Here is a 25,921-nt window from a genome sequence, read left to right on the forward strand (position 1 = left end):
GAGAATACCATATGAATAACCCAGTCATACTAGATTCGAAAACAGAATTAAATGAGCAAACGGCACAAGATGTTCGTTTACAACTTAGACAAGATGCAGAAGTACAACGTATTTATAATGCAGTAGATATTAAAGATCAGTTAGAATTAATCGAGCTTGGAAAAGAACCATCTATGGAAATTTCACGTTTCGCTGATCAAATTTTACATACAATGTCTTTATCAAAAATAGAAGACTCTGGAGAATTATTAAAACAGCTTGGTAAAATTATGGACAGATTCGATAGCAAAGACTTTGCGGAAGAGAAAAGCGGTTTCTTCTCACGTATGTTCAAAAAAGCTGATAAAATGATTGAACAGATCTTTAGTAAGTACCAAACAATGGGTCGCGAAATGGATAAAGTATACGTAGAAATTACAAAGTATCAAGATGAAATGAAAAAATCAATCGGTACGTTAGATGGTTTATATGAGCAAAATTTGAAATATTATTTAGACTTAGAAAAGTATGTAGTAGCAGGGGAAATGTTATTAGAGCGTTTAAATACAGAGTTGGTTCCAATGTACGAAGAGCGTGTGCGTAACAATGACCAATTAGCAGGTATTGAATTAGAATCACTGAAAAACTCTGTTGAAATTTTAGAGCAGCGTATTGATGATTTAGAAAAAGCACGTATGGTTGCGCTACTTACAGCACCACAAATTCGTATGGTTCAACGTGGTAATAATAAATTAATTGGTAAAATCAATACAGCATTTATTACAACGATTCCTATCTTTAAAAATGGTATTATTCAAGCGGTAAATGCGAAACGTCAAAAGCTTGTTGCAGATTCTATGGCTGAACTTGATCGCCGCACAAATGAATTACTTAAGAAAAATGCACAAAATATCGCAACGCAAAGTGTGGAAGTAGCGAGATTATCAGGTTCTTCTAGTATTAAGATGGAAACACTTGAGGAAACTTGGAACATTATTTCAAGAGGTATGCAAGAAACGCAACAAATTGAAGAACAAAATAAACGTGAGCGTGAAGAAAGCCGCAAACGTATGGCTACATTAACTGAGAACATAAAAAAAGAATTACAAGGGTAAAGTGAAACTTTAATCAGCGGGGACATCTCCCACAAATAGTGAAATAAATGAAAAGGCAATGAGGAATAATCCTCATTGCCTTTTAGTTTCTCTTTACTAATTTAATGATCTCATTCAAAACAAGTGGAATGATACTTAAGAAGAGAACAAATCCCCAATCTCGCATCGTTAATGCATGTACACCGAATATATTTGCAAGAGGTGGGATGGAGATAATACACACTTGCATAAGAACACCGATAAGAAGGGAGAAGACTAAATATTTATTTGTAAAGATCCCAATTGAAAAAATGGATTTCGTTCTTGAACGCAAGTTAAATGAATGAACGAGCTGAGAAAAACTAAGAACGACAAATGCCATTGTTTGAGCGTGTAATAGAGCATCTTCATCAATTTTCTCTGGGAAAAGAGGAAATAAATTTGTATCTCCGGTATAGAATTTTGCCCCGATGATAAAGGCTGTTAGCGTTAAAAGTCCAATGACAACTCCATTGAAAATAAGAAAAGGAACGCTACCACTAAATAAGCTTTCTTTCGCATGTCGTGGTTTTTCCTTCATCACATCTGGATCTTCAGGGTCAACCCCAAGTGATAATGCAGGCAGTGTATCTGTAATCAAATTGACCCACAAAATGTGAATAGGTCGTAGTGGAGTTGCCCAACCGAGTAAAATAGCTAAAAATAAAGCGATAATTTCTCCAAAGTTACAAGAGAGTAGAAAGAGAATTGATTTTTTTATGTTACGATAAATATTTCTACCTTCCTCAACAGCTTTCACTATAGATGAGAAATTATCATCTGTTAACACTACATCCGCTGCCCCTTTTGCAACGTCTGTTCCTGTAATGCCCATCGCTACGCCAACATCAGCCTGCTTTAAAGATGGAGCATCATTGACACCATCACCAGTCATAGAAACGATATTTCCTTTTGCACGTAATGCTTTTACAATCTTTACTTTATGCTCTGGAGAGACCCTAGCGAATACATTTAAGTGATCAATTTTGCTTGCTAGCTCTGTATCTGAAATGTTATCTAATTCAGTTCCAATCATAATTTCAGATATGTCTTCAGCAATGCCAAGTTCTTTGGCAATTGCAAAGGCGGTATCTTTATGGTCACCAGTAATCATAACTGTGCGAATACCGGCTTTTTTACATTCTGTAATTGAATCTTTTACTTCAGTTCGCGGTGGATCAATCATACCGACAAGACCAATAAAGATGAGATTTTCTTCAAGATGATCTATAACCACATCGTTTGAATTGTATTGTTTAAATGCAAATGAAAGTACTCTTAAAGCCTCTTGAGACATTGCCCCGGCAGCTTCTAATATTTGATTTTTATCAGCATCTGTTAGAACCTCGATTTTACCGTTTTTAAATATGTGGGTACATCGAGGTAAGAGTTTATCAATAGCACCTTTTGTCATGCTATAGTAGCTTTCATCGTATGTATGAACGGTTGACATCATTTTACGATCTGAATCGAAAGGCAGCTCGTTAACGCGTTCATGTATCTTTTCTAAATGATCTTTTTGCATGTTAAAAGTGTTTCCGGCAACAAGAAGGGCGATTTCTGTAGGGTCCCCTGTTTGTGAATCGGAACCGTAAGACGCATCGTTGCATAGCACCATATTTTCTAACAATAGACGTTGCGCATCATTATTTGCATTTAAATTTTCTAAGTGGTCGTATGTGTTATCACTATAAAAGTGAGTAACGGTCATTTTATTTTGCGTTAACGTACCTGTTTTATCTGAACAAATAATTGTGACAGAACCGAGAGCTTCGACAGCTGGTAGTTTACGAATGATAACATTTTGTTTAATCATTCGCTGCACACCAATTGCAAGAACGATGGAAACGATAGCCGGCAAGCCTTCTGGAATAGCTGCAACGGCTAAACTAATAGCAGTCATAAACATTTCTAAAGTATCTCGTCCTTGTAAAAAACCGATGATAAACATAATGACGCAAATAGATACAGCGACAAAGCCTAAATACTTTCCGACTTGTGCTAAGCTCTTTTGAAGTGGTGTCATATCATCGTCGGCTTCATGTAAAAGGGTAGCAATCTTACCAATTTGTGAGTTCATTCCCGTTTCAACAGCGACACCGACTCCGCGCCCATATGTTACTAGTGTCGACATAAAGGCCATATTTTTTTGATCGCCCAGTGGTACTTGCTCATCGCTTTGCATAGAAGGGTGGTAAATTGCATCTTTATCAACAGGAACGGATTCACCAGTTAGAGCAGATTCTTCAACTTTCAAATTTGCGGTTTCGATAAGCCGTAAATCACATGGGATATAACGTCCTGCATCCAGCATGACAATATCACCTGGAACGACTTGTTCAGATGGAATTTCTTTTAGTTCACCATCTCGCTTGACGATAGCTTTAGGTGTCGCCATCTTTTTCAATGCCTCTAAAGCTTGTTCTGCTTTCGATTCTTGGATGACACCGATAACAGCGTTTAAAACTACAACGAGCGCGATAATACTTGCATCAGCCCATTCACCTACAAAGGCAGAAATAAGGGCAGCAATAATAAGGACATATACGAGGACGTCATTAATTTGGGCGAAAATACGCTGCCATAACGTGCGTTTTTGTTTTGTAGCTAATTCATTAGAACCGTATTGCTTTAAACGTTCATTTACGATTTCATCTGTTAAACCGTGTTGTTCGTTTGTTTCTAAGTCGATTAATGTTTGATCTTTCGTCTTACTGTACCAATTGCTCATAAGTAAGCACCTCCAGTAAAAACAGTTAGCAATGGTAGTGTTGCTATTATTTGTGAGTAGTATGTATGGAGAAAAAATCTAAGGTGAGGTTCTACTTCCATTGTACAGTATTTTACAGTTGGTTGAGGGAAAGAGAAGAGTTGTCATGAATTTGTTGGAAATAAAAAAAAGCCTCATATAAACGAGGCTTTTTTTACTTTTTAATTAATGTACCTAATTCTTCTGTAATAGCTTGCATTTCACTGATGCTGAATGTTTCACGTTTCATAACATGCTCATAAATGTCACGTAAGTCTTCGTACATTTCTTCATTAAAGCTAGCAGCTCTCATCGCTCCAGCATTAACCATACGTAATTTTTCTTTAATAGCTTCGACCATATATTCAACGTTTTCTTCTGACTTTACGGATAAATCCACCGAAGTGTCCCCCTTTAAAATAACATAAGGATATCTTAACATTTTTTATCATTTTCGTTAATGAATCTTTTCAATCCTATTAAATTAGTAGGGATTTCCTTTATAATTAATAATTGGTTGTTTATACTATAAGTATATATAAAGAAATGCACCAAGAAGGGAAGAACAAAAATATGGTTCAAGTATTGTTTGTTTGTCTTGGGAACATTTGCCGTTCACCGATGGCAGAAGCAATTTTTCGAGATCTTGTCGTAAAAGAGGGACTCGAGGAGAAAATTGTCATTGATTCTGCAGGAACTGGAGATTGGCATGTTGGCCATCCGCCACATAAAGGAACACAAAAAATTTTAAAAGAAAATGCAGTCACTTTTGAAGGAATTAAAGCAAGGCAAGTAGAAAAAGAAGACTTAACAAAGTTTGATTATATTATTGCCATGGACAACAAGAATATAGCAGATTTAAAAAGTTTAGGTAAAACTGGAGGCTATATTGGTAGACTGTCCGATTTTGTTCCAGACGGTGGCTGGACAGACGTTCCCGACCCTTACTATACAGGGAATTTCCAAGAAGTATATGACCTTGTAACAGAAGGGTGTGCAAAGCTATTAGCTTTCATTCGAAATGAACAAGGAATATGAGGAAGCTTAGAAAGAAATACTTTCTAACATAAGAAATGAAAGGGTGAAGGAATATGGCAAAGAAAAATAATATTGCTCGAAACATTGCGATTGGTGTAGCTGCAGGTGTGGCTGTATCTATGTTGAAGAAGGAAAACCGTGAAAAAGTAAAAAATACTGCGGAAAAAGCAAAAACAAAGATGATTGAAATCGGTGAAAATGCGAAGATAAAAGAAAAAGTGCAAACTGTTACAGATAAAGGACGCGAACTCGCTGACTTCAATGTAGTAAAAGCGAAAGTAGCAGAAATTAAAAAATTGACGCCGTCTGTTGTAGAGACGTTAAAAGAAACGAAAGAAATTTTTAGTAAGAAAAAGGTTGAGCCAGCAGAGAAGCCAGAAACGATTGAAATTCAAGCTGTATCTTCAAAGGTAGATGAGCTGAAAGCAGAAGAAGAGCCAATAGTTGCTGAAGAGGGCGGTATGAAAGAAGCGCGTGAACTATTTATGAAAGACTCAAATGTAGAGGAAAAAAAAACTGAAGCGTACATTGAGTTGAAGCAAGATAAAGAAGAGAAGAAAAGCGTTTAAATATATATGAGAAAAATTTTAGAAAAGGTGAGAAGAAATCGTACTTATTCGTTTGGTAAAGATTTGTATGACCGGACGATGCGCGATGATGTAGCGGGCTTGGCAGCACAGCTCGCTTATTTCTTCTTGCTTGCGATTTTTCCTGGGCTTGTTTTCTTAATTACGCTTCTTGGATTCATTGACCTTCAAACAGAAAGTGTGCTCAACTTATTAGAACCGTACGTACCCGAAGATGCAATGTCTTTAATTGAAGTAAACGTTGATAAAGTTGTAAATGAGCAAAATGGTGGTTTATTATCATTTGGTTTATTATCAATGCTATGGTTTGCTTCAAACGGGGTAAATGCGGTTATGAATGCTTTTAATCGTGCGTATGATGTAACAGAAACACGTTCCTTTATTAAAACGAGAGCTTTATCCATTGTGTTTACATTAGCGATTATTTTTATGATTGTGTTTGCGCTAATTGTTCCAGTGTTTGGACAAGTCATTGGAGCAGCGGTATTTAAAGCAATTGGGTTATCGGATAGTTTTTCTTACGTGTGGAGTATTACGCGATTAGTAGCGAGTTTTTTCGTGCTATTTGCATTGTTTAGTTTTTTATATACATTTGCACCAGATCGAAAGTTAAAAAGAAGAGAAGTCATTTCAGGAGCAACATTTGCTACTGTAGGATGGATTGTGGTATCGTACTCATTTGCTTATTATGTAGATAAGTTTGCGAATTACGCCAATACATATGGTGGTCTCGGTGGTATTATTATTTTAATGTTATGGTTTTATTTGACTGGATGGGTCATTTTACTTGGCGGTGAAATTAATGGTTTACTCCATCATTATAGGACGGGTGACAATAATTCCCGTAATGAAAAGTGAGCTCTTGTTCCATAATAATAGAGAACAGGGGGGATATTTCATGAGTAATAATAAAAAGAATCACAACAATAAAAATAACAATAAACAAAAGAGTAGTTCGCATCCAAAGCATAAAACGAGTGGGAGTGCGAACGGGCATAATAGCTACCATTAAAAAAAACGGGTCCTCTATGAGGGACCCGTTTCTTATTTGTTTCCTTTTAATAATCGTAAGCCATTCAAAATGACAAGAATTGTACTTCCTTCATGCCCAATAACACCGAATGGAAGAGCTAAAAATTGCAAGAAGTTTGAACAAATCAGCATTGCAATTACAGCTAGTGAAAAGATTACGTTTTGCTTTACAATACGATTCATTCGTTTTGATAAGCGGATCGCTTGAGAAAGTCGAGATAATTCGTTTTTCATAAGTACAACGTCTGCAGTTTCTAAAGCTACGTCTGTTCCTTCTCCCATTGCTACACCAATGCTAGCAGTAGCGAGTGCAGGGGCATCATTTATACCATCTCCGACCATTGCTACTGTCCCGTATTTTTCCTTTAGCTTTTTAATCGTTTCAACTTTTGTTTCTGGTAAGCATGATGCGTAATATTCTTTTATATTACTTTCAGAGGCAATAGCTTTTGCCGTTTCTTCATTATCTCCAGTAATCATAATTGCCTCGACACCGATGCTTTGTAATTCGCGAATAGCAGCTATTGTTTCTTGGCGAAGTGTATCTTTTAAAGCGATAAGTCCAAGAATGCCTTCTTCATCACTAATATAAACGACAGTTTTACCTTCTTTTTCAAGTGAGGCAGAAATACCATTATGAAATGTCTTTGTTTCTTCACCGATAAAATCAGCTTTACCTATTTTATAAGCTTTGTTTTCGAGTATTCCTTTTAGCCCAAAACCAGTTACATCTTCAACATTTTCTGGTTTTTTTAATGTAATGTCATGCGCATGTTGTGCATATTTAACAATAGATTCAGCTAAAGGATGTGTTGAGTGACTTTCAATTGCTGCTGTAATAGAAAGTACTTCTTTTTCGGTCATATTTTCTCGAACATATACATCTGTTACGGTAGGTTTTCCTTGTGTTAATGTACCTGTTTTATCAAAAGCGATTGCTTTTACTGAAGCGAGGCGTTCTAAATGTATGCCACCTTTAAAGAGAATTCCATTTCTTGCTCCGTTAGAAATTGCAGATAACGTTGCTGGTGTAATGGCAGCAACGAGTGCACAAGGAGATGCGACTACAAGTAAGATCATAGCGCGATAAAACGTTTCATTCCAGCTCCAGTCAAGTAAGAAATGAGGGACGAACATCATAAGCGCAACAACGAGTAGTACACCTTTTACGTATGTTCCTTCAAACTTTTCGATGAATAGTTGTGATGGTGATTTTTCACTTTGTGCACTTTGGACGAGACGGATAATCTTTTGGAATAATGTTTGATCGCTCGGCTTCGTAATTTTAACTTCGATAGCACCGCGTAAATTTACAGTACCGGCAAATACTTCATCGCCATATTTTTTTTCATTTGGAATAGGTTCCCCAGTAATTGCTGCTTCATCGATATTTGTTTCACCGTTATGAATCGTACCGTCAGCAGGAACGCGCTCACCTGGCTTAATTAAAATAATGTCGTTAATTTGTAATCGTCCAACAGGAACACGTTCTTCGGTTCCATTTGAAATACGTAATGCTTCTTCAGGTTGTAAATCAAAAAGCGCTGAAATTTCTTTTTGACTTTTACTTAATGTATAAGACTCCATCGCACCGCTCAGTGCAAAGATAAAGATTAAAATCGCGCCTTCTGCCCAGTAGCCAATGATTGCAGCACCGATAGCAGCGAAGAGCATGAGCATTTCGACATTTAGCTCTTTCTCTTCAATGGTATCTTCAATACCTTCTTTCGCTTTTGCATATCCACCAACTATATAAGCAAGGATATAGCAAGTAATGCCTACATTCATTGCATCGTTCTTTGTGAATAACCAACCAGCTAAAATGAAAATACCAGATGCGATTGCAAATATAAGTTCATGATGTTTCTTTAATGTATCCCATAAAGAGGGATGAGAAATAGACTTTTGTACTTGTAATGTTTTTACTTCTGAGTTCATTCTACTCGCTCCTTCCAAATTCTTATTGAGAAAAAGAATCAAAATCGAAACCCCTATAAAACGACGAAAGCTGCCATCCATAATGGATAGCAGCATTTCTGTTGAATCTGATTTTAATAGTTATTATGTTGTAATTATTCTATAGTATATCATATGTTTTCGTTAGATGATATGTTTTGTTTGCGTATAAACTGAAAACTTGTGTTTTCACACTTCCTTTGGTATATATGAATATTGTTCATATAAAGATCGGAAAGGAAGACAACAAGTGAAGACAGAGAAATTTTTTACCCATCCGATTGGCGTACTAATTGCTGCAATAGTAGCGACCTTTTTATGGGGGAGCGCATTCCCATTTATTAAATTAAGTTATGCTGAACTTGGAATTCAGCCACAAGAAGTTGGGGAGCAAATATTATTTGCTGGTTATCGTTTCTTTTTATCTGGAGTCATGCTCTTATTATTCTTTAAAGTGTTAGGAAAAGATATGAGCTTCAAAAAAGGAACGGGGAAACAGTTAGTACAAATTGGTTTATTTCAAACATTTCTTCAATATATATGTTTTTATATTGGAATGAGTTATAGTTCTGGCATTGAAGGAGCTATCATTTCAGGAACATCATCATTCTTTCAAATTTTACTCGCTCACTTTTTATATAAAGATGACGCTCTCAATATGAGAAAAATAATTGGGGTCTCTATTGGCTTTTGTGGTGTCATTTTAGTAAATGTACCGAGTGATGGTAGTTTGTCATTCCATTTCGGAATCGGTAGCTTATTACTTCTTAGTGCAGCAATGTTGTATTCATATGGAAACATATTGGCGAAAGAAGGTAGCAAAACATTAGATGTTGGCTATATGACAGCATACCAAATGATTTTTGGTTCTATCGGGCTATTATGTATAGGGGTTTTGCAAGTTGGAGCCATGCCATTTACATTTAGTGTACATGCAATACTTATGCTTCTCTACTTATCTTTCTTATCCGCAGCAGGCTTTTGCATTTGGAATACAATTATGAAGTATAACAAGGTTGGAAAAGTATCAATGTACATGTTCTTTATACCCGTATTTGGTGTGTTATTATCGAGCATGATTTTAGGAGAAGCAATTCATTCATTTGTATTATTCGGTTTGGCATGTGTAGCCGCGGGAATTATCGTGGTGAATCGGACGACAGCTAAGCAGAAAAGGGCGAACGAAAAACAAGTAGCATAGATAACAGGAAAACGATTACAATGGAAGAACAGTACTGTTCTTCTTTTTTTATATAGAAAAAGGATAATAGACTAGGTGTAACGAAAAAAGATACAAAAAGCATTTATTGAGGAGAACATGTTATGAATCTACTTTACATGGTGTTAATTGGACAAATCATTCTTTTTTTAATTGGTGCAATGTACGCAATAGGACAGACAAAAAAAACAAGAAATAATATGCCGTTACCTTTAGCGGTGCGTCTTATTCTTAGTTTTTCTTTAACAGCAAGTGCAATTTGGATATGGTTACAAGATCCATCAGTAGCGTATAGTACGTGGGTTGCACTAGGTATGACATTATCAACTGTAGGAGATTTATTTATGGCAGGTTTGATTCCAATTGGTCATCGATTAATTGGAGGTATGATTACTTTTGCCCTTGCGCATTGTTTTTATGTAAAAGCATTTTTGCAAACAGGCATCTCATGGAATGGTTTTTGGATTGGTTTACTCGTATACGGACTCTTTCTAATTATAGGATGGTTCTTTTTTATACGAAATGATAAACAAGATAAATTGTTTACGATAGGAGCTCTAATTTACGGATTGTGGGTTGGAGGAATGGCTTGCTTTGCATTCGCCCTATACTATGAGAATATAGGAATATGGTGGATACCGGCTTTTGGTGGTTTACTATTTGTGATTTCTGATTTTATTATAGGCGTGACAGATATTGGAGGACGCAAATTAAAGTATGAACCACTTTGGATTTGGTTTACATATGTAGCGGCTCAAATGTGTATTGTATATGTGGGAATATAAAAAGATACTCTCAAAATAGTGGATAGACTATTTTGAGGGTATCTTTTTTACTGTTCGCAAATAGTGAGATAAATATAGATTATGGTATATAAAAATAATAAATTTATGAGGATGTTATTTTTAAGTTTGTAATATTACAATTTTATAATTCAGAATTTTGTGGAAATTTTACAGTTGAATTCCTTATAATAAAAGTAAAAAGATGATGAGATGGTGGAATGATGCAAAAGAAAAAACGTTTGCGTGAATTCTTTGGAACAATTGCAATTGCATGTTTGTTAGTGTTTTTAGCGAAAATTTTTGTGTTTTTTCCTACGACTGTAAAAGGAGCGTCCATGAAGCCGACGTTACAAGATGGGGATAAGCTGATTGTTAATAAGTTAGCAAAGCAGTTTGAAAGTTATGGGAGAGAAGATATTATTGTTGTGAAGACGGATAATTTTTATGTGAAAAGGGTTATTGGTTTGCCTGGCGATGTAATCGAGGTGAGAAATGATCAATTATATGTGAATCATGAAGTGACACAGGAAGCGTATTTGTATAGTAATAAAAAACAAGCTGAAAAAAAACTTATGAATTTAACAGAGGACTTTGGACCGATTACAATTCCTAAAAATAAGATTTTTGTTATGGGAGATAATCGCTTAATAAGCAGAGATAGTAGAAATGGTTTAGGACTTATTGATAGAGAAGATGTATTAGGAGAATTAGCGGCAATTTATTATCCATTTGAACATATGAAAATAATGAATTAAAGTAAAAAACCAAGCAAACTGAAATTTGCTTGGTTTTTTATGTTAAATCGTAGGAGACTCATTAAATTCATAGACGTCTTCATTGTTTTTGTTTGTACTTAAAACGAATTTGTGTTGCAATAGTTGCAGTTTAAAGAATGCTAACGGATCGTGATAAGTTTCTGGGTTGCTTCTTAATGTTGCTAATGTTTGCTCGTCTTCCTGTATTTCAAGTTGAGCTGCTTCTACATTTTGTTTCAATATGCTAAGTGGATCTTTAAAGAACATCATGATATCTCGTTCTAATGCGCCTTCAAATACTTCAAATTGAAGGAAGAATTGTTTTGAGATTGTTTGAGCAATTTCCGTATAGTCTTCCGTTTCGATGTATTGTTTATATTTGTTTGCGAGCATAGACTGATTTTTTTGCATGTTACCAAATAGTTTTCCCGCACTTTTTAAGAAAAATTGTGTCGGTGTAAAGCGTAATAAAATATTGATGTTCGTTACTGTAATTCTATTTGTCATGCGTACAACATCTCGATGCCAGTCATCTAGTAATTTGAAATCACAAGGAAGTTTCATGCGTTCTTCTTTATATAATTTATTAAACGTTTCACTCATTTCATCTAAATAAGATTGAGCTTGAATAAATTCATTATGAGCTGTTTCAATCCATTCCTGAATAGAACCAGTAAATTTAGGAAGAAGCACTTGTTGTACATGTTTTTGAACTCGTTCGTTCATCGCAGTATTTAATTCTTCATGAACTAATTTGAAGTCGCTATCTTCTTGAACGAGGTCAGAACAACTCTGTAATAATTCAGGAATTTGAGAATGGATATCTCGTGTGATTTCTTCTTTCGTTAAAAGATAAGATTCTGTAATAGAACGAATTTTATCTTTTTCAAGAGCAGTAAGGTTGTTAATAAATCCATTTAATTTAACTGAGATATGTTTATTCCAGCGTACGGATTTCACTAATGTATTTTCTAACTCCACACGTTCATTTACAAGGTATGCGATTGTCTTTTGAGTAAACCATATTAGTTTTTCTATACGTTCTTGTTCCATGTTACGTTCTGCTAGATTAGAAAGAATAGACTCTGTCACGTCTCCAAGTTGCTGGCTACTCTCTTGTGAAGGAGAGTATGGGAAGAACTGTGCATTTGGGAAATGGACTTTAATTTTACTCATTAGTTTTTCGTTATTGGTCGTATTATTTGTGTGTAATACGAAATGAATTTGTAAATTTGGCACTTGTTCACGTAAATAAAGTAATGTATCAAGTTCTTCACCATGTAATGGTGAAGAAGAATTTAATACGTAAATAAGGCTATCTGCTGCTTGTAAGTATTCAAAATATGAGCTATTTTTATCCACTTGCCCTTGAACAGGTGGCGTAACAAGAAATGCAAATTTATTTTTTCTTAAAAATCTACTTGGTAACTTAATTTCTATACATTTTTTCTCAAGTTCTGATTCGGAAGGTGTAGCCATTCTTTGATGGAATTCATCAAAGCTAGGTATATTGTGTACATCTAACGCAGTGAATTCTGTTATTTCAGTTTGGCTATCATCTTTAAATAGAATAGGAGTTGTTACAGTCTCAGTTAAGATGTTCTCTCCTAGTATAGAATTGATGAATGATGATTTATCCTGGTCACTAGTTCCCGCTATTAGTAATTGTGTAACATTTAAATCACACAGTTCGTGAACGAGTAACGTAAATTGATGACTTAAATCCACATCGTTTTTTTCAGCCCATACAGCAATTGTTTCGAATAAATGAGAAACTGTTTCCATATTTACATTTGTTTCAGCTGTTGAATTAGAAAGTAGGGCTCCCGCACTTTTTACGAGTAATGACTCTAAAGTTGTAGGTGAAACTTCATTCCATGCTAACACTGCAGCAGAGACAAATAGGGCATCTTTTGCTTTCGTTAAACTAAACCAATTGGTTAATAAATCTGGTACAAGTCCCTGCATTTCATGCATGAAATGCTCACCAGTAATTAACTCAAAGTACGTATCTTGATAGCGTTCAACAATTTCATGCCAATCGTCATTGTTGTCTGTTTCAATATGTAAGAATAAATGATTTATTGTTTGAATCCAAGGTAGATGCAAGTTTTCATTTTGATAGCTGTTCCAAAGCGCAATAACAAGTTCTTTAAATTGGACTTGATCAATTGCATATAATGCTTTTAAAGATTCATAGAAATATTCTGGTTTGATTTGTTTCGTGAATCCTTGATTCACATAATTGATTAAAGTATCGAACCAGTGTAACGATTTTGTTCGAATTCCTTCTTGAACGGCAAGTTCGATAGCATTATTCCAATCTTCTTGTTTTTCATAGAATGAGCGAGCAATTGCAGCAATATTAGGATAGTCAGGTTGAAATGCAACGGCCTCACTAATCGTCTTAAATGCTAGACCTAAACGATCTTGTTCGATGTACAGAGAAAGAAGTTGTAAGGAAACTTCCATTGTAAGAGTTGTATCTTCCGTTTGAATAGATTGATAAATCTCTTCTGCTTTTGGCAAGAATCCTAGTTCAAAATAAGAATCTGCAATATTTTTGGTTGCCCAAAGTGCAAGTTCGTTATTTACTTTCTCCCATTTAAATATCGCTGCTTCAAAGTCTTTATTTTGGTAATAAAATTCACCTTGAGCAAAGCGGATATTAGAAATGTTGGAGAATTCATTTGTAGATTCATTTATATATGCTTCACCGAGTACTTCTGATACTGGAGTAGAAGTTTCTTCTGTTAAAAATGTTTTATAGTAAACCTTTTGGATAAATTGATTTTCAATGGTCATGTTCGTTCCCCCTGTATAATTTAGAAAAATGATGTTGTATGTAAAGGGTGTATGTTCTTTTAATAGGTAGAAGTTGCATTATATCGACCAAACTATGTTTTTGCTAGATATATCATTTTTCCTGAGAGTTAAACCGTTGCGAAAAGTAACTTTCCTTTATTGTAACAAAAAAACAAGCATATGAATTTTTATTTTTTAATCCCACTATTTACAGATAATAAGACTAGCACTTTAAAAAGCGGTGAATACAAGGGAAGTAGGAGGGAGTCGGGCGCACAATTGGTGTGTGCTAAAAATTAGTGAGGATGAACAAATCACCACTGATTAATGGTTCACTTTCTTCCTGCTAAAGGAATGGATAGAAGTAGAGTTCATTATAAAAACAATGTATAGTGAATATGTATACCATGTTTGTCTGAAAGATAGAAAGGGCACAATGTGGAATAACGATCGTGCATAGGATGTGTTTTCCGAATGGAACAACATATTGGCGAGTTAATCGCGCATTATGGGTATTTTGGAATTATTATAGCGTTGGCCGGTGGAATTGTTGGATTACCGATACCAGACGAGTTTTTATTGACCTTCGTTGGTTATAATGTTTCTAAAGGAGTTATGTCAGGAACTGCTGCTTTTTTAAGCGGGATGGCTGGTGCGATGTTAGGTATTACATTAAGCTACATATTAGGTTTAAAACTTGGACTCCCTGTTTTAAAAAAATATGGACCGAAGATTAGAATTAAAGAACATCACATTGAAAAAACGCATATTTTATTTGAAAAATATGGACCATTTCTTTTAATGATTGGTTACTTTATCCCGGGAGTACGTCATTTAACAGCATATTTTGCTGGGATGTCGAATTTAACACTTTGGCGTTTTTGTTTGTACGCTTACGGTGGTGCGCTTATTTGGATAAGTGTTTTTATTGGACTTGGTTGGAAGTTAGGAGAGAAGTGGCGTTTCGTTGAGTATAGCCTACATCATTACGGAGTATGGATTTTATTCATTTCAGTAGTTGTTACATGTATTGTATGGTTTTATATAAAGAAAAAGAAAAACCGCTATTAGCGGTTTTTTTAGCTGAAAGCAATAAATAATACACCAGCTGTAATAAAGACTACACCAACGCCAGTCATAAAGTTTAACTTTTCACCGAGTATAATCATCGCGAGGATGATAGAAAATACGACGCTTAATTTATCGACAGGAGCCACTTGTGAAACTTTCCCTGTTTTAAGGGCAAGAAAATAAAATAGCCATGACGAAGCACCTGCAACCCCACTTAATGTGATAAAGAGCAGTGCTTTTTTATTTAGCAGTACGTCGCCGATATTTTGAAATTTACCTTGGATAATAATAACGCCCACCATAAATAATGCCATAATAATAGAACGAACCGTTGTTGCAACATTGGCATCGATTCCATCTAAACCAATCTTTCCGAAAATAGATACAAGGGCAGCAGCGATTGCTGATAATAGTGCGAATAAGAGCCATGAACTCATAGTAAAATTCCTCCAATCTTACATTATTATACATGAAAACCATTCTCACGTATAAAGCGAAACTTTAATCAGTGGGATTTTACCGCTCCGCAAATAACGAAATAATCCCCACCTTATATTTCTAATAAGGTGGGGATTATTATACTACTCTGCAATTTCTTCATACAAAAAGTACGTTACATTATAAATATGTTCTACTTCATCGTCTGTCATAAACAATAATTCATCACGCTCAATCCCTTTTTTCTTTTCAATAAACTCAATCATGTTTTTGCGTTCTTCTCTTTTCATCAATTTGATTTCTCCTCTCAATCTGTTTTAATACAGTTTATTTAAGTTACTGCTATTATATAACAGAATCTTTAGAAAGTTCCACCTATTTTATTGTTTTTTTCAGAAGAACTTTTCGACAAAACAAGCCCACCTAAAGGGGGCTTGTTTTATTTTATAGTCGTAAAAACTCGGGCTCCGTCGTACCAGCACCATCGATGTAATAAATTGTGTCGGGATTGATTTTTATTAATACGTAATTAGGGTCTTCAGGACCAAGTAACCAGCGTTTTAAGCTATTATTCCAAAACTTGTTTTTTAATGTGGAGTCTTCCTCGATGGAGGCTAAGCCTTCAACTTCAATATAATCTTCATCTAATTTTTTTCCTTCACGTCCAAGTAGTACATGTACATTTGGATTGTTTTCGATATCTGTTATCTTTTTTGATTTCCGATCTGTTGCAACATATAACACAAAATCTTCGTGGAAAAACATCATAAAGGTACTATGAGGTTTATTTTCACGTACAGTAGATAATACACCAGTTCGTTGACCGCAAATAATAGTTTCAATTTTTTCTTTTAAATGCATGCTTTTAACCCCTGTTCATAATTTATTGTTTTCTCCGTTTAAACAAGATAATTTAAATATCTTTTATACTGTTTTCTTCAATCCGATTTTTTAAACGTAATTGTGATGAAATCGGACAAGTTAGGAGAAGAATAATAATAATATCGAGGAGAAATACATACGATGGAAGGATGAAAAGCATGTTTAATAAAATATTTCTTATAGTAGCGCTGATCGGGGTACCACTTTCTGTACTTGGAAAAATGCTTCATTGGCCTCAAACAATTATGTTCGCTGTGTATTGCATTACTATTATCGCCTTAGCGGGTTTTATGGGGAGAGCGACAGAAAGTTTGGCAATTGTCTCTGGACCTAGAATAGGCGGATTATTAAATGCTACTTTTGGTAATGCTGTTGAACTAATTATTTCGATTTTTGCACTTCAGGCGGGATTAATTGAGGTTGTATTAGCCTCTTTAACGGGTTCTGTACTTGGGAATTTATTATTAGTAGGAGGGCTATCCTTCTTTATAGGAGGGCTTAAATACAAAAGACAAAGTTTTAATGTATATGATGCAAGGCATAATTCAGCTTTATTAATCTTTGCGGTAGTAGTAGCTTTTGTTATTCCAGAGATTTTTTCAATGAAGATGGATGCTGGGAAGACGTATCAATTAAGTATCGGTGTTTCTATCATTATGATTATTATGTACCTTGCTGCACTGCTATTTAAGCTCGTTACGCATCGTGGTGTATATCAACATAAAACGGATGAAGTAGCTCATGAGGAAGAACCAGAGTGGTCGAAAGGTAAAGCGCTACTCATTTTAGCAATAGCGACAATTGCGGTCGCTTATGTGTCAGAGGCGCTTGTGCATACATTTGAGACAGTTGCAAAGTCATTTGGTTGGTCAGAGTTATTTATAGGGGTTATTATCGTTGCAATTGTTGGGAATGCAGCGGAACATGCATCTGCAATTATTATGGCGTATAAAAATAAAGTAAATATTGCAGTTGAAATTGCAGTCGGTTCTACGTTGCAAATTGCCATGTTTGTTGCTCCTGTATTAGTACTGCTTTCTATGTTCCTTGCACAAAGGATGCCTTTAGTATTTACAATACCAGAACTTGTTTCTATGATTACAGCTGTTTTCTTAACGATTGCGATTTCAAATGATGGAGATACAAATTGGTTTGAAGGCGGTACTTTATTAGCGGCGTATGTCATTATGGGAATTGGTTTTTATTTATTATGAAAAATAGGCATAACAATTGTATTGAGAGAAAACAATAAACAAAGTAGTATATATACCTTTACATAGGAAGGAGCCAGACAGGTGAAACGAGTATACAGCATATGTCTTTCAACTATGGTCTCGTTTATTCTATTATTTCCTAACATGAGTTTTGCAAAGACAACGGTAGAAACAAAAATGCCTTCATCTGTTTTAAATATTTCTAAAGACAATACGTTTCCAAATGATGCGCAAGATTTGCCGCGCTTACAACCGAGTAAGTTTGCTCAAGAACTATTGAAAACAGCAAATATTAAAATTGAAAATCCGGACTTAATTCGAATGTTTAATGAAACGACAATTTCGAATGCGCCGCTTGCGGTAGGGTACCGAGCGAAGATTTATCTAGGTCAATGGGCTTTAAATTATGAATCGGTTGATACGTCGATTAATTGGGAATATAAACAAGTAAATCGCAATGTGTACGATAATCGCGGAGGAGATCGCTTATATCCGCTACGCTATAAGCAAGAAACGCAAAAGACGGTTGAAGGTGATTTAACAGCAGATATGAAAAATACTGCGGATGTGAAAAAAATGATGCTTCTCAAAGCACTTGAAAAAGTACAATTGCCACTTGCATTTAAAACGACCATTGGTTATGGTACTGGACATGAGCGTGTGTATAATATTAGTCCGAGTCAACTTGGATATTTATACGCTTATACACCAGCAGTAAATGAAAAAGGAAAAGTAACATTTGGAGAAGTGTACCTTGTGTTAAAAGGAAATCAAAAGAGGCTTGTAGTAAAAAATATTACCTCACAAGGAATCGGAGCTGCTATTCCAATTCATGATCATTTGTATTTTAAATTCATTTCTTCTTCTCACTCGCAATAATATGAAAAAACGTCAGCTTATAAGCTGACGTTTTTATTTATCCCGCTATTTGTGGGCAATTGGTTCAACTAATAATCAGTGGGGAATGAACAAAACCCCCACTGATTAAAGTTGAACTTTAAAATGTTATGTTTGCTGTTTTTGATAAGAAGTCTTCTGTCGGATAGTAGCTATTTTTTACAAGAACATTTGGTCCAAGGCATTTTACTGCAGGACAGTGACAGCTTAATGATTGTGCTGTTTTTGAAGCACTCCATTTGTCATACGCTTCTTGTAGTGTGTTTGTTTGTACGTTACCTAGAAGAGGAACGTCACCGAAATCAGTTACAATAATATTTCCATCGAAAATGTTGACGTTTAAACGAGAACGACCATCTGGATCGTTACGAACTGTTACATTTTTGCTTTCTTGTAATTTCTTAAATGTGGCGATGTCTCGCTCGTCATCGCTACAAGCGTAGAAAGGTAAAGTTCCAAATAACATCCATACATTTTCATCGCGAATTTCTAGTAAATGCTCAATTGCATCTCGAATTTCAGCTTTTGTTAAGATCTCTAGATTACTCGCGAAGTCACTTGGATACATTGGATGAACTTCATGACGTTTACAGCCCATCTCTTCGACAATTTGACGATGAATATGTTCAATATGCGGTAGAGTCCTTTTGTTTAACATCGTTTCGGCTGATACGAGTACACCTGCATCTGATAGAGCTTTACTATTTGTAATCATTCGTTCAAATAATTTTGCACGTTGTTCATAAGTAGGTTTACGTTCCATCATTGCAAATCCACCTTCAACGAAGTCATCAATTGTTCCCCAGTTATGAGATATATGCAATACGTCTAAATAAGGAATAATTTGTTCGTAACGTGCTAAATCTATAGTTAAGTTTGAGTTGATTTGAGTGCGAACGCCTCGTTCATGAGCGTATTTTAAGAGTGGTGTTACATAGTTGTCGACGGATTTCTTTGAAAGCATTGGTTCTCCGCCAGTAATACTTAAAGAACGTAAATGAGGAATCTCATCTAATCGTTTTAATAAAAGTTCCATAGGAAGCGGATTTGGATCTTTCGGCTGTAATGTGTAACCAACAGCACAATGCTCGCAACGCATATTGCATAACGTTGTCGTTGTAAACTCAACGTTTGTTAATAGTAGTTTGCCGTACTCTTCAAGGTCCATATACGCTTCCCATGGATCGTAAGAAGGAGTAATCGGCTTCATTTTTTGTGATATCGTCATATGAAATACTCCTTTGACTATTGAAATAACAATTTGTCCATTCTCTATAATAGAAGAATATGTACTTTTTATAAAGTGAAACTTTTTTGTGAAAAAAGAGAGAGGGCTTACATTTGAATGAATGGCTGTGACAAATTGATGAAATTTCATGCCCATAGCAATCATTTTTGCGGTATAATAAAAGCATCTCGAATTAAAAGGAGAGTGCCTTCATGGGAAAAGCAATTGAAGATAAAGATTCACAACTAGTATATTTAAAAGAACGTTTAAATATGTTCATTGAAGTAATTGATACAATTGAACCTGAAGAAGTAGAGTTAGAAGATGTAGATCGTCTTCTTGCGATGTTAGATGAATTAGAATTAAAATGTGAGCAATTTAAAAAAGACGAATAATATATTAAAAAGGCTGCCAATGCAAAATTGGCAGCCTTTTTCTGTATGGATAATAGAAGGACGGTAGAAAAAAAGGTATAATCAAGTTGTGAAAAATTTCATTTATGCTTTAATAGCGTGAAACAAATAAAAAGCTGAAGAGCATAACGATGGAATTTTCAGCTCATAACGTTTTGGTAGCGTTCACAATTGAGGGGGAAGTAACAATGGAAAAGCTTCAAGAAAGCATGTATCAACTAATTGTTGAAACGTCAACGAACTTACCGAAAGATGTTCGTCGTGCGATTCAACAAGCGAAAGAACGAGAAAATGCAGGGACTCGTTCTGCGATGGCACTTGGCACAATTACGAATAATATTAAAATGGCTGATGATAACATCTCGCCAATTTGCCAAGATACAGGGATGCCAACGTTTAAAATTTATACACCAGTTGGTGTGAATCAATTACATTTGAAGGAAGCTATCTATAATGCGCTTGAGCGGGCGACAAAAGATGGTAAACTTCGTCCCAATTCTGTTGATTCTCTTTTTGGAGACAATAGTGGAAATAATTTAGGACCAGGTACACCGGTTATTAAGTTTGAACAATGGGAAAAAGATTATATTGATGCACGCTTAATCCTAAAGGGTGGTGGCTGTGAGAATAAAAATATTCAGTATAGCTTACCGTGTGAATTAGAAGGACTTGGACGCGCTGGCCGTGATTTAGAAGGGATTCGTAAATGCCTTCTTCATGCTGTATATCAAGCGCAAGGTCAAGGCTGTAGTGCAGGTGTAATTGGTGTTGGTATCGGGGGAGACCGCACATCAGGTTACGAATTAGCAAAAAATCAATTATTCCGTACATTAGATGATGTCAATCCAGTACCAGAGTTACAAAAACTTGAAGAGTACGTATTAGAAAATGCGAATAAGCTTGGCATTGGTACGATGGGATTTGGCGGAGAAACAACTTTACTTGGTTGTAAAATTGGCGTGTATAATCGTCTGCCAGCTAGTTTCTACGTATCTGTTGCGTATAATTGCTGGGCATATCGCCGCCTTGGCGTAACAATCCATCCTGAAACAGGTGAAATTATGGATTGGCTATATCAAGAAGGTGAGGATACACTTCAGCAAGAAGCGCAAGAAAAAACAGAGCAACGTGAGATTGTATTACAAGCACCAATTACAGAAGAGCAAATTCGTGAACTTCGCGTTGGTGATGTTGTAACAATTAATGGCATGATGTATACAGGTCGTGACGCAATCCATAAGCATTTAATGGATAACGATTGTCCAGTAGATTTAAAAGGACAAGTTATTTATCACTGTGGTCCAGTTGTCGTGAAAGATGAAAATGAAAACTGGCAAATTAAAGCGGCAGGTCCAACGACAAGTATTCGTGAAGAACCGTACCAAGGCGATATTATGAAGAAATTCGGTATTCGCGCTGTCATTGGAAAAGGTGGTATGGGTGCAAAAACATTAGCGGCTTTAGAAGAGCACGGTGGTGTATATTTAAATGCAATTGGCGGTGCAGCGCAATATTATGCCGAATGTATTAAAGAAGTAAAAGATGTTGATTTCTTACAATTTGGTATTCCAGAGGCAATGTGGCATTTACGTATCGAAGGATTTAAAGCAGTTGTAACGATGGATTCTCATGGTAATAGCTTACATGCAGATGTTGATAAAACATCACTTGAAAAATTAGCTAGCTTTAAAGAGCCAGTATTTAAGTAAACAAAAATGCATCTCGAATGATTCGAGATGCATTTTTTTGGTATATATAGAAAAACATGTTCAGCATGAAAGAATGCACGGCAACAGAAACTACAAGTACGATTATATATGGAAAGGAGACTATTTATGAAATATAAATGGTTATATATCGGTCTCATTTTTTCAATTATGATGGCACTTGTTCCAGTTTCAGCATTAGCTTATACAAATACTCCACATAACTGGGGAATCCCGCGTCCTAAAAATGAAACAGTACCAGATGCAGGAAAGTTATACACAGATTTACTACAAAAAAATGGTGGGTTTTATTTAGGGGATACAAAGAAAAAAGATATTTATTTAACATTCGATAATGGGTACGAGAATGGATACACAGGGAAAATCTTAGATGTATTAAAAGAGAAAAAAGTACCGGCAACTTTCTTTGTAACGGGTCATTATATTAAAACACAAAAAGATTTGTTATTAAGAATGAAGAATGAAGGACATATTATTGGAAATCATTCGTGGAGTCATCCTGATTTTACAACGGTAAATGATGCAAAACTTCGTGAAGAATTAACGAGTGTAACGGAAGAGATTAAAAAAGTAACTGGGCAAAAAGAAGTAAAATATGTACGTCCGCCGCGCGGCGTATTTAGTGAAAGAACGTTGGCTCTTACGAAAGAAATGGGCTATTATAATGTATTTTGGTCACTCGCATTTTTGGATTGGAAAGTGGACGAGCAAAGAGGATGGCAATATGCACATAATAATGTAATGACGATGATTCATCCAGGATCTGTTTTATTACTTCATGCAATATCAAAAGATAATGCAGAAGCACTTGCGAAAATCATTGATGATTTGCGCGAGAAAGGGTATCATTTTAAAAGTCTAGATGACTTAGTAAAAAGCAATCAACCGTAAGCATGTATGCTTGCGGTTTTCTCATGCTATAATGATGTGTAAAAAGGATGGGGAAACGTATGTGGAGCGAACATGTTACGTTAGAGTATCCGTATCATTTTGAAGAGGTATTAAAACGTTTATCTTTTGATCCTCTTAACGTCATTCAATTAGATGAGAAAGTCATTTATGTCCCGCTTTGTATAGACGAGGAACAGATTGTTGTTCGCTTGCAAGGGATTGGTACTGTTCAAAATCCACAGTTTTGGATCTCTAGTCAGGCAGGAGATCAAGAGAAAGTCATGAAACGAATGAGGGCCATTTTTCATTGGAATGAACCGTTTCAAGATATACAAAATCATTTTTTAAACACATCATTACGTCCACTATTTGAAACATATGCTTATACTCCAATTATTTTAGAGTTTGATTATTTTGCTTGTCTTCTTCGCTGTATCATTCATCAACAAATAAATTTGAAATTTGCTACTGTGTTAACAGAACAGTTTGTGAAACGATATGGAACAGAGAAGAACGGTGTATTCTTTTTCCCCACTCCAGAAATAGTAGCAAATATTTCAATAGAAGAATTGAGGGAGCAGAAGTTTAGTCAGCGAAAGGCTGAATATATAGTAGGGTTAGGTCGAAGTATTGTCAGCGGTACATTAAATTTAGCGAGTATAGAAACCAGGGCGGATGAAGAGGTTTCCGCACAATTGTTACCAATTAGGGGGATTGGTACATGGACAGTGCAAAATTTTTTAATGTTCGGGCTTGGACGGAAAAATATGTTTCCGAAAGCGGACATTGGGATTCAGCGTGCAGTGCAAGGTGTATTTCAATTAGATGATAAACCTGATGATGCATTTTTAGAAAAAGTGAAACAAGAGTGTGAACCATACTGCAGTTATGCAGCGTTATATTTATGGAAAAGTATAGAGTAGAGGTGTAATAATGATACAAAAGCAACATGAGAGTAAGTTGGAAGTTGGTCAAACGTTTCCTGTGACAATTAAACGTCTTGGGATTAACGGAGAAGGCGTTGGTTATTTTAAGAGACAAGTTGTTTTCATTCCAGGGGCATTACCAGGAGAAGAAGTTGTTGCTGAAACAACGAAAATTCAGCGTGGCTTCGCTGAAGCGAAAGTGAAAAAAGTTCGTAAAGCTTCACCACATCGTGTGAAAGCACCATGTCCGGTATATGAAGAGTGTGGCGGTTGTCAGCTGCAACATTTAGATTATAAAGAACAATTAAATCAAAAGCGTGATATCGTCGTACAAGCATTCGAGAAGTATATGAACAACAGCTTGGAAGAAAAAATTCGTCCAACGCTTGGTATGGAAAACCCATGGCATTATCGTAATAAGAGTCAATTACAAGTGGGACGTAAAGACGAAAAGGTTATTACAGGGCTGTATAAGCAAAATTCACATCAGTTAATTGATATTGCTCACTGTATGATTCAACATAAAGCAACGAATGAAGCGACAAAAGTTGTAAGACGTATATTAGAAAAATTAAATGTTTCTATTTACAATGAGAAAAAACAAAAAGGTTTAGTACGCACAATTGTGACACGTACTGCAGTTCAAACAGGGGAAGTACAAGTTACACTTATTACAACAAAAGAAGAATTACCAAATAAAGATCAATTTATCGCAGAAGTACAAAAACAGATGCCAGCTGTTAAATCAATTATGCAAAACGTAAACTGGCGTAAAACATCTGTTATTTTCGGTGATAAAACATTTAAATTAGCTGGAAAAGAAGTAATTCAAGAAACACTAGGTGATTTATCATTTGAATTATCAGCACGTGCATTCTTCCAGTTAAATCCAGAACAAACAGTTGTTTTATACGATGAAGCGAAAAAAGCAGCTGCTTTAACAGGCGATGAGAAAATTGTAGATGCTTATTGTGGTGTTGGTACAATCGGTCTTTGGCTTGCAAATGATGCAGCGGAAGTACGTGGTATGGATGTAATTCCAGAAGCGATTGAAGATGCAAGAAAAAATGCGAAGCGTCACGGATTTACAAATACGAAATATGAAGCAGGTAAAGCTGAACAATGGTTACCGAAATGGGTAAAAGAAGGATGGCGTCCAGATGTAATTGTTGTCGATCCACCCCGTACAGGTTGCGATGATAAATTACTGGAAACAATTTTAAAAGTGAAACCAAAACAAGTTGTTTACGTATCTTGTAATCCTTCTTCATTAGCACGTGATGTACAAGCATTAATGAAGAGTTATGAAGTGGAATATGTACAACCAGTTGATATGTTCCCACATACAGCCCATGTAGAAAATGTAGTGAAGCTTGTTAGAAAGTAAAGTGTATTCATATTCCCTCACGATATGAGGGAATATTTTCTATGAAGGAGAGTAAAATGAATAATTATAAATTAACGATTCAGTACGATGGTGCACGTTTTAAAGGATGGCAACGTCTCGGTAATAACGATAATACAATTCAAGGAAAAATCGAGAGTGTCATATCTGAAATGATCGGAAAAGAAATTGAAATTATCGGTTGTAGTAGAACAGATGCGGGTGTACATGCTTTGAATCAAGTTGCTAACTTTCAAAGTGATGAGAAGTTAGTGGAACATAAAGTGAAAAAATATTTAAATCAATATTTACCCAACGATATTAGCATTACAAATGTAGAAGAAGTACAAGATCGCTTCCATGCCCGTTATAATTCTAAAGCAAAAACATATCTTTATAAAATTTGGAATGAAGAGCATACAAATCCATTTATGCGTAAATACAGCATGCATGTGAATAAAAAATTAAATGTGAAAAGCATGAAAGAAGCTGCGAAACATTTAGTTGGTTCACATGACTTTACTGCTTTTTCAAATGCGAAATCAAAGAAAAAGTCTATGGTTCGAGAAGTATATACACTTGAAGTGATGGAAGAAGCAGGATTTGTACAAATTAGAGTAAGTGGTAACGGATTCCTTCATAACATGGTACGAAAAATTGTTGGAGCATTAATTGAAGTTGGATTAGGACAATTAGATGCGGACGCAATCCCAAATATTTTAGAGGAAAAACAACGTAATCAAATTAATTGTCTTGCTGAGGCGAGTGGTTTGTATTTGGAGAATGTTGAATTTTAATAAACAATAAAAAAA

24 protein-coding genes are annotated in these 25,921 nt (G+C 35.5%); 16 read left to right on the forward strand and 8 right to left on the reverse strand.

The window, feature by feature from the left end; translation table 11 throughout:
- Positions 1–11: 11 nt before the first annotated feature.
- Positions 12–1,094 (forward strand): toxic anion resistance protein, encoded by a 1,083-nt coding sequence (locus tag DT250_RS21345; protein WP_001064402.1) that lies wholly within the window; start codon positions 12–14, stop codon positions 1,092–1,094.
- Between the two features lie 82 nt (positions 1,095–1,176).
- Here DT250_RS21345 and DT250_RS21350 read toward each other — a convergent pair whose 3' ends face one another.
- Together DT250_RS21350 and DT250_RS21355 are read right to left on the reverse strand one after the other, a co-directional pair.
- Complete coding sequence (locus DT250_RS21350; protein WP_149213688.1) at positions 1,177–3,843, reverse strand: cation-translocating P-type ATPase; 2,667 nt, start codon at positions 3,841–3,843, stop codon at positions 1,177–1,179.
- Positions 3,844–4,036: 193 nt separating this feature from the next.
- Positions 4,037–4,261 carry a DUF1128 domain-containing protein gene (locus DT250_RS21355; RefSeq protein WP_000366197.1) on the reverse strand — a complete coding sequence of 75 codons (225 nt, stop codon included), beginning with the start codon at positions 4,259–4,261 and terminating at the stop codon, positions 4,037–4,039.
- A gap of 173 nt (positions 4,262–4,434) precedes the next feature.
- Here DT250_RS21355 and DT250_RS21360 point away from each other — a divergent pair, with 173 nt between their 5' ends.
- From DT250_RS21360 to DT250_RS21370, 3 genes are read left to right on the forward strand one after another with little or no spacing between them, the layout of a single operon-like run.
- Positions 4,435–4,899 (forward strand): low molecular weight protein-tyrosine-phosphatase, encoded by a 465-nt coding sequence (locus DT250_RS21360; RefSeq protein ID WP_000250910.1) that lies wholly within the window; start codon positions 4,435–4,437, stop codon positions 4,897–4,899.
- Positions 4,900–4,952: 53 nt separating this feature from the next.
- Entirely contained in the window at positions 4,953–5,468 is a 516-nt protein-coding gene (locus tag DT250_RS21365; protein WP_001085384.1) for a DUF4075 domain-containing protein, read from the forward strand.
- A 6-nt stretch (positions 5,469–5,474) separates the two neighbouring features.
- On the forward strand, positions 5,475–6,344 hold the full coding sequence (locus DT250_RS21370; RefSeq protein WP_001226530.1) for a YihY/virulence factor BrkB family protein: 870 nt from the start codon (positions 5,475–5,477) through the stop codon (positions 6,342–6,344).
- A gap of 186 nt (positions 6,345–6,530) precedes the next feature.
- Here DT250_RS21370 and DT250_RS21375 read toward each other — a convergent pair whose 3' ends face one another.
- On the reverse strand, positions 6,531–8,456 hold the full coding sequence (locus DT250_RS21375; protein WP_149213689.1) for a heavy metal translocating P-type ATPase: 1,926 nt from the start codon (positions 8,454–8,456) through the stop codon (positions 6,531–6,533).
- A gap of 268 nt (positions 8,457–8,724) precedes the next feature.
- Between DT250_RS21375 and DT250_RS21380 the strand changes: the two genes are divergently transcribed.
- The 3 genes from DT250_RS21380 (at position 8,725) to lepB (ending at position 11,233) form a co-directional block, all read left to right on the forward strand.
- Positions 8,725–9,675 carry a DMT family transporter gene (locus tag DT250_RS21380; RefSeq protein ID WP_149213690.1) on the forward strand — a complete coding sequence of 317 codons (951 nt, stop codon included), beginning with the start codon at positions 8,725–8,727 and terminating at the stop codon, positions 9,673–9,675.
- 122 nt (positions 9,676–9,797) lie between these two features.
- The gene (locus DT250_RS21385) at positions 9,798–10,478 is read left to right on the forward strand and encodes a lysoplasmalogenase (protein WP_149213691.1); all 681 of its coding nucleotides are present in this window, start codon (positions 9,798–9,800) and stop codon (positions 10,476–10,478) included.
- 218 nt (positions 10,479–10,696) lie between these two features.
- Positions 10,697–11,233 carry a signal peptidase I gene (lepB, locus tag DT250_RS21390; RefSeq protein WP_087982334.1) on the forward strand — a complete coding sequence of 179 codons (537 nt, stop codon included), beginning with the start codon at positions 10,697–10,699 and terminating at the stop codon, positions 11,231–11,233.
- Between the two features lie 42 nt (positions 11,234–11,275).
- Here the strand turns inward: lepB and DT250_RS21395 are convergent, their stop codons facing one another.
- Entirely contained in the window at positions 11,276–14,038 is a 2,763-nt protein-coding gene (locus DT250_RS21395) for a tetratricopeptide repeat protein (protein ID WP_149213692.1), read from the reverse strand.
- A 474-nt stretch (positions 14,039–14,512) separates the two neighbouring features.
- On the opposite strand from DT250_RS21395, the gene DT250_RS21400 reads away from it, so the two are divergent.
- Positions 14,513–15,109 carry a DedA family protein gene (locus DT250_RS21400; RefSeq protein WP_046953695.1) on the forward strand — a complete coding sequence of 199 codons (597 nt, stop codon included), beginning with the start codon at positions 14,513–14,515 and terminating at the stop codon, positions 15,107–15,109.
- A gap of 8 nt (positions 15,110–15,117) precedes the next feature.
- Here the strand turns inward: DT250_RS21400 and DT250_RS21405 are convergent, their stop codons facing one another.
- The 3 genes from DT250_RS21405 to DT250_RS21415 form a co-directional block, all read right to left on the reverse strand.
- A complete protein-coding gene (locus DT250_RS21405; protein WP_000100307.1) occupies positions 15,118–15,546 on the reverse strand; it encodes an EamA family transporter in 429 nt (142 codons plus the stop codon).
- A 144-nt stretch (positions 15,547–15,690) separates the two neighbouring features.
- On the reverse strand, positions 15,691–15,837 hold the full coding sequence (locus tag DT250_RS21410) for a BH0509 family protein (RefSeq protein WP_000817786.1): 147 nt from the start codon (positions 15,835–15,837) through the stop codon (positions 15,691–15,693).
- Between the two features lie 154 nt (positions 15,838–15,991).
- Positions 15,992–16,408 (reverse strand): pyridoxamine 5'-phosphate oxidase family protein, encoded by a 417-nt coding sequence (locus DT250_RS21415; RefSeq protein ID WP_000550224.1) that lies wholly within the window; start codon positions 16,406–16,408, stop codon positions 15,992–15,994.
- A gap of 179 nt (positions 16,409–16,587) precedes the next feature.
- Between DT250_RS21415 and cax the strand changes: the two genes are divergently transcribed.
- Both cax and DT250_RS21425 read left to right on the forward strand, forming a co-directional pair.
- Positions 16,588–17,643 carry a calcium/proton exchanger gene (gene cax / locus DT250_RS21420; RefSeq protein WP_142291666.1) on the forward strand — a complete coding sequence of 352 codons (1,056 nt, stop codon included), beginning with the start codon at positions 16,588–16,590 and terminating at the stop codon, positions 17,641–17,643.
- An 81-nt stretch (positions 17,644–17,724) separates the two neighbouring features.
- The gene (locus DT250_RS21425) at positions 17,725–18,522 is read left to right on the forward strand and encodes a YfkD famly protein (protein WP_088061643.1); all 798 of its coding nucleotides are present in this window, start codon (positions 17,725–17,727) and stop codon (positions 18,520–18,522) included.
- A 118-nt stretch (positions 18,523–18,640) separates the two neighbouring features.
- Here the strand turns inward: DT250_RS21425 and yfkAB are convergent, their stop codons facing one another.
- A complete protein-coding gene (gene yfkAB / locus DT250_RS21430; RefSeq protein ID WP_000156029.1) occupies positions 18,641–19,768 on the reverse strand; it encodes a radical SAM/CxCxxxxC motif protein YfkAB in 1,128 nt (375 codons plus the stop codon).
- A 212-nt stretch (positions 19,769–19,980) separates the two neighbouring features.
- On the opposite strand from yfkAB, the gene DT250_RS21435 reads away from it, so the two are divergent.
- The 6 genes from DT250_RS21435 to truA all read left to right on the forward strand — a co-directional run bounded on the left by DT250_RS21435 (position 19,981) and on the right by truA (position 25,906).
- Entirely contained in the window at positions 19,981–20,163 is a 183-nt protein-coding gene (locus tag DT250_RS21435) for an SE1561 family protein (protein WP_000513547.1), read from the forward strand.
- Positions 20,164–20,369: 206 nt separating this feature from the next.
- Positions 20,370–21,890, forward strand: coding sequence for a class I fumarate hydratase (gene fumA, locus DT250_RS21440; RefSeq protein ID WP_000413499.1), 1,521 nt, complete (start codon positions 20,370–20,372; stop codon positions 21,888–21,890).
- Positions 21,891–22,016: 126 nt separating this feature from the next.
- The gene (pdaA, locus tag DT250_RS21445) at positions 22,017–22,799 is read left to right on the forward strand and encodes a delta-lactam-biosynthetic de-N-acetylase (RefSeq protein ID WP_000875960.1); all 783 of its coding nucleotides are present in this window, start codon (positions 22,017–22,019) and stop codon (positions 22,797–22,799) included.
- 59 nt (positions 22,800–22,858) lie between these two features.
- The gene (locus DT250_RS21450; protein WP_000269433.1) at positions 22,859–23,722 is read left to right on the forward strand and encodes a DNA-3-methyladenine glycosylase family protein; all 864 of its coding nucleotides are present in this window, start codon (positions 22,859–22,861) and stop codon (positions 23,720–23,722) included.
- Between the two features lie 10 nt (positions 23,723–23,732).
- Positions 23,733–25,112, forward strand: a complete 1,380-nt coding sequence (gene rlmD, locus DT250_RS21455) for a 23S rRNA (uracil(1939)-C(5))-methyltransferase RlmD (protein ID WP_000615214.1) — start codon at positions 23,733–23,735, stop codon at positions 25,110–25,112.
- A 56-nt stretch (positions 25,113–25,168) separates the two neighbouring features.
- Positions 25,169–25,906, forward strand: coding sequence for a tRNA pseudouridine(38-40) synthase TruA (gene truA, locus DT250_RS21460; protein ID WP_075313210.1), 738 nt, complete (start codon positions 25,169–25,171; stop codon positions 25,904–25,906).
- Positions 25,907–25,921 lie beyond the last annotated feature (15 nt).

The sequence above is a fragment of the Bacillus sp. AR2-1 genome, from assembly GCF_008368755.1.
In the GTDB taxonomy this organism is placed as follows: Bacteria; Bacillota; Bacilli; order Bacillales; family Bacillaceae_G; genus Bacillus_A; species Bacillus_A wiedmannii.